Source organism: Mucilaginibacter sp. P4_G9 (assembly GCF_056400985.1).
Window position 1 is genome coordinate 1 of sequence record NZ_JBFUKF010000896.1, and the last position, 756, is coordinate 756.

The 756-nt window shown below is 39.3% G+C and carries 1 protein-coding gene; it reads right to left on the reverse strand.

Translation table 11 applies throughout. The features are described 5' to 3' along the window. Window positions 1-214: 214 nt before the first annotated feature. A partial coding sequence (locus AC1DPZ_RS28420) for a lyase family protein (RefSeq protein WP_477409852.1) occupies window positions 215-756 on the reverse strand: 542 nt, incomplete at its 5' end.

Sequence of the window (756 nt, forward strand, 5' to 3'; positions counted from 1 at the left end):
GCGTTGATTCGGTATATACGTTGATATTCATCGAAAATTCTATTTAGATTAATTAAACAAATTTAATCACCTTTTTGATTTAAATACAATACTAAAATTGTTATGACGGGGATATGATGATTTCAGATGTGTAGATTTCAAATGTGCAGATGATTTGAATGACTAACTTATGAAAATTGCCCATCTGCATATCTGCACATTTGAAATCTGCACATCAAATTCCCGTATAATTCAGCGGCGTAATTTGTTTTAACTCATTTTTAACGCTATCGCTCACATCCAATCCATCCACAAACTCTGCAATAGTTTGTGCGTTTATTTGCTGGTTGGTACGGGTAAGGTCTTTTAATGCCTCATATGGGTTTGGATAACCTTCGCGCCTTAATATGGTTTGAATAGCTTCGGCAACAACCGGCCAGTTGGCTTCCAGGTCGGCAGTGATGGCGTCCTGGTTAAGTAGTAGTTTATTTAAACCTTTAACGCTCGATTTTATAGCGATAAGGGTATGTGCTACCGGTACGCCTATGTTGCGTAATACTGTCGAATCAGTTAAATCGCGCTSTAATCTCGATATTGGCAGCTTGGCAGCCAGGTGTTCAAACAGCGCATTTGCAATACCCAGGTTACCTTCCGAGTTCTCAAAATCAATAGGGTTAACTTTGTGTGGCATGGCCGACGAACCGATTTCGCCTGCTTTTATCTTTTGCTTAAAATAGTTCATGGATATGTAGGTCCACATATCACGGTCCAGATCAA